Annotated in this window: 5 protein-coding genes; all 5 read right to left on the reverse strand. The window is 61.5% G+C overall.

Annotated features, from left to right (window positions below; genetic code table 11):
* Positions 1 to 60: 60 nt before the first annotated feature.
* The 5 genes from epsI to EIP75_RS23610 all read right to left on the reverse strand — a co-directional run bounded on the left by epsI (position 61) and on the right by EIP75_RS23610 (position 3,705).
* On the reverse strand, positions 61 to 762 hold the full coding sequence (gene epsI / locus EIP75_RS23595) for an exosortase-associated protein EpsI, B-type (protein ID WP_158622971.1): 702 nt from the start codon (positions 760 to 762) through the stop codon (positions 61 to 63).
* Positions 743 to 1,102, reverse strand: coding sequence for an archaeosortase/exosortase family protein (locus EIP75_RS24775; RefSeq protein ID WP_233585022.1), 360 nt, complete (start codon positions 1,100 to 1,102; stop codon positions 743 to 745). Before EIP75_RS24775 ends, epsI begins: the two co-directional genes overlap by 20 nt.
* A complete protein-coding gene (locus EIP75_RS24780; protein ID WP_233585021.1) occupies positions 1,102 to 1,728 on the reverse strand; it encodes an archaeosortase/exosortase family protein in 627 nt (208 codons plus the stop codon). The genes EIP75_RS24775 and EIP75_RS24780 overlap by 1 nt, the downstream gene beginning before the upstream one ends.
* Before the next feature lie 88 nt (positions 1,729 to 1,816).
* Positions 1,817 to 2,998 (reverse strand): glycosyltransferase family 4 protein, encoded by a 1,182-nt coding sequence (locus EIP75_RS23605; RefSeq protein ID WP_125245638.1) that lies wholly within the window; start codon positions 2,996 to 2,998, stop codon positions 1,817 to 1,819.
* A 14-nt stretch (positions 2,999 to 3,012) separates the two neighbouring features.
* Positions 3,013 to 3,705, reverse strand: a complete 693-nt coding sequence (locus EIP75_RS23610; protein WP_125245639.1) for a class I SAM-dependent methyltransferase — start codon at positions 3,703 to 3,705, stop codon at positions 3,013 to 3,015.
* Positions 3,706 to 3,892 lie beyond the last annotated feature (187 nt).

Raw genomic sequence — 3,892 nt, forward strand, 5'->3', positions numbered from 1 at the left:
GGCCGGTCACGCCGGTGATCAGGGCAACTTTGCGTTGGGAGGTCATAAGGTCAGAATGTCTCAGGAGCCGAAGAACCGGGATTTGAACCCGCCGGGAATGGCCGCTTCCATGTCGGCCAGGAACTGATCGTGCAAAGAATAGTCGAGTTGTTGCCGGCTATTGACCAAAGAAGACACCCGAACCAGCATTCCATCGGCAATCAAACCACGCAAGCCATATTGCAATTGCGTCAATTTGCGCTCAACGCCGGGCATGATGGCCTTGTCGTCCAGGGTTACCCAGTAGGTGATGGGTTCGATCCGGTTGTCCAGGTCGGCCAGCAGGCGCGCCACCTTGAGGGGCTGATGCCCAGGCAGGTTCAAGGTAGAAAAGCCTTCGTGCTTGATGTTGAAACCCTGTGCCACGTAACAGAACTCTGGCCGGTGCGCCGCAGTGGACTGCGAGTTCTGATTACGCCCGTAGGCGATCGACAGCATGATGCGCTGGCCCTTGCTGTTCACGTAGGTGCGGTTGAAGGTCTCCGAGTACAGCGCATCCAGCTTGGCAGACAAAGTCGGGTCGGGCGTGACCACGGCGGTGTGCTGGTCTGTTTGCCAGTCACCAAAACTGGACGGCAACAAGGCTTCCACTCTCAACGGTGGCCGGTCGTCGGCTGTCATGCGGGTGGGCTTGAGGGCCATGGAGGCGGCCGCCCCGGCCACCATCACGGCGGCCGCCACGAACAGGATCCTCGGAATCTGCTTAAGCTTGAGCGGCGGCATGGCGGGGCTCCTTGTCAAAACGGGCGGCCAGAAGCCGGTCGAAACCATAGGTCAACACCAGGGCCACAGTGAACAGGACCATGCCTGCGAAATTGTGCGCAAAACCCTGGCCCACTTGGTCGCCGAAGTAATACGTGATCAGCACCAGTGTGAGTACCCGCGTCACGTTGGACACGAAGGAAATCGGGATGATCATGATCGCCAGGGCCACGTTACGCGCTTTGGACTTGTAGTTCATGACGTTCATGTACAGCAGGCCCAGGGCCTCGAGCGTGAACAGCGAGTTCAAGCCCGAGCAGGCGTCTGCCACCAGCAACTGGTAAGGCCCGATCGTCAGCATCACGCCCGTNACAGCGAGTTCAAGCCCGAGCAGGCGTCTGCCACCAGCAACTGGTAAGGCCCGATCGTCAGCATCACGCCCGTGCGGCCGATGGGGTAGCCAGCCCAGTACAGCAGGTTCTCTGCCACGTAGGACACCACGGCCTTGAGCGGCAGCGTCATGGCCTGCACCAGGGCGCCAGGCAAGGGCACCATGAAGAGCAGGAAGAACAGGGGGAACCAGGCTGTGCGCACACCGCTCCAGCCGCGCAGCAGCAGCAGGCAACCGATCAGCACCGGGATCTGAGAAAAGCCCTCGACCTCGATGACCTGCTGCGAACGGCTGATGGCATACAGCACGGTGCCGGTGAGCAGGCAAACGAATCCGGCCACCGGCGCCGGTCTGGCCGGGCCGGCAAAGATCTTTTCGCGCATCGTCCAGAGTAGCCAGGCGCACGCGCCCAGGATCATCGGACCATGGCCTTGCTCATCCGTTGACCAGGTGCCCTCGGCCAAGGTGATGTAAGTGGGGATGTACAGCAGCAGGAAGCCGAATGCCAGCAGGCCCAGCGCCCCTATCGGGTATTCGACCGCAGGACCCTGCTGCGCCGCTGAGGCCGTGGAAGGAGTGGAAATCGTGGTGGACATGGCTGGACTGCCGCCCGTCTTGAATCGGGCCAAGAATAGGCGCCCGAGATTGTTACCTATAGTTCAATGAAGTTCCCACGGATAACCCTCAGGAACTTCCCCCATCTGCATGATGTTCCGTGATGGCCTGGCTGTAAATAGACAACAACTGGGCGTGGTTCACATCGGGCGAGTAGTGTGTTTCATAGCGGCGCCTGGCGGCCCGGCCCATGGCCAGCATGTCCTGCGGGTGCGACAAGGCCCAGGCCAGCTTGGCGGTCAGGTCCGGCACGTCGCCCGGCGTGAACAGCAGCCCGGTCACACCGTCTTCGATCACCTCGGCCATGGCGCCCAGGCGGCTGGCCACCACGGGGGTGCCATTGGCAAAAGCCTCCACGATGGTGCGTGGAAACCCCTCGTACCAGAGGCTGGGCAGCACCATGAACGCCGCCGATTGCATCAGCGCCATCACCTGCGGCAGCGGCTGGAACCCCAACGCGTTGGGCCCCAGCTGGTGATGAACCTGGCCCTCCAGAGGGCCTCCTCCCACCACCCGCACATTGGGGGAGGGCAGGCGCGCCAAGGCCTGCAGCAGCACGTCCACGCCCTTTTCCGGGCTGAGCCGGCCCACGAACAGGCCACCGTCCCGGTTGCTCCAGTCAGGCTGGTCGCGCCACTCCAGGAAATTGGGCTTCACACTGATGCGCTCTGCCGGCAGGCCGGCCTGGGTCAACTTGGCGCGCCCGAACTCGCTCAGCGCGATGTAGCGCGTCACCTTGCGGCGGTAAGTGCCGATGGCCCGGTGCATCACCAACATGGACGCCATCGCACCCGAATGGAGCGCCGACCCCCGGTAGCACCCATGCACCACGCCGCGCCACGGCACCTTGCCCAGGCAGTCTTCGCAGATGCGGCCTTCGCGCAGGAAGGTGGCATCCAGGCAGGCCAGGCGGTAATTGTGCAGGGTCTGCACCACCGGCACGCCCACATCCGCCGCGCCCCAGTACACCGAGGGCGACACCAGCGGCAACGTGTTGTGCACGTGGATCACGTCGGGCTTGAAGCGGGCGGCCCAATCGTGGATGTCGCGCACTGTCTGGCGGGACCACAGGGTATTGGCCAGCAGCTCAGGCTTGGACATGGCCTGGATGTCGTCATTGCTGCGGTGGTACAGGGCCACCTCATGGCCTTGCTGTCGCAGCAGGGCCATTTCGGATTCCAGAACGCTGTCTTCGCCGCCGCGCTGCTGGTACGCGTTGTGGACCAGCAGCACTCTGGGCCGAGTTGGCATGGACAAAGGCCTGCTCAAGCCTTCGCCATGTTGGTCACCATCCAGGATTTCTTGAGAAACAGGAATTTCTCAGCCAGGATGGTGCTGCCCTCGAATACCCCCTGCAGCTCTTTGCGGGTCATCAGCCGGGTTTCTTCGCAGTTGATCCGGGCCTGTACCCAAGAGGCCTCTTTCGGCATGAATCCCAGATGGAAGTTGTGGTGCAGATAAGTGCGCAGGCTCAGCGGCAGGACAGGGAAGAACGGGAAATAGAAATGCGGCTCGATCGGGAACAGGCGGCAGGGCGTCTGGATGAAGTGGAAACGTGCCAGCTTGGTCACGTTCTGGGCAAACACCCGCTGTGCGGCGTAATTGCCCACGTGCTCGATCACGGAGTTGCTGTGAACGATGTCGTAGGAGCTTGAGCGCAGCGATGCGGCGTTCAAGGCATTGCCAGCGTAAGCCTGCACCTTCAGGCCGTTGATCTCGCGGGTTTCCTCGTTCACGGGGGGCAGGTTCACCACCTCCACCAGCTCGATCTTGTCCACGGGCAGATGGGCCGCGTTCATTTCCCAGAAAGCCACCGTGCCGCCAATATCCAGGATTTTGATCTTCTTGGAAAACGCACCCTTGGCATACAGATCATCGATGTAGCCGGCAAACAGTTTGACTCGGCGCGAGCGGGCATTCGATGAAAATGACTGAGGGTTGCTGGGATCGCTCTTCAATTGGTTCTCCGCTTCACATCCTGATCAAGCCCGGGATTGTTACCCATGCCGATGCAAAGTTCGGCCGGCACGCCCTGGGGCGAACCCCAACGCACGTAAAAAGCATGGCAATCCCCGGGCTTCACATTGTGGCACCCCCTGGCGAGGGCATTTACACTTCAAACACCATGCAAAAAGACGCCAAAAT

Source organism: Aquabacterium soli (genome assembly GCF_003933735.1).
In the GTDB taxonomy this organism is placed as follows: domain Bacteria; phylum Pseudomonadota; class Gammaproteobacteria; order Burkholderiales; family Burkholderiaceae_C; genus Aquabacterium; species Aquabacterium soli.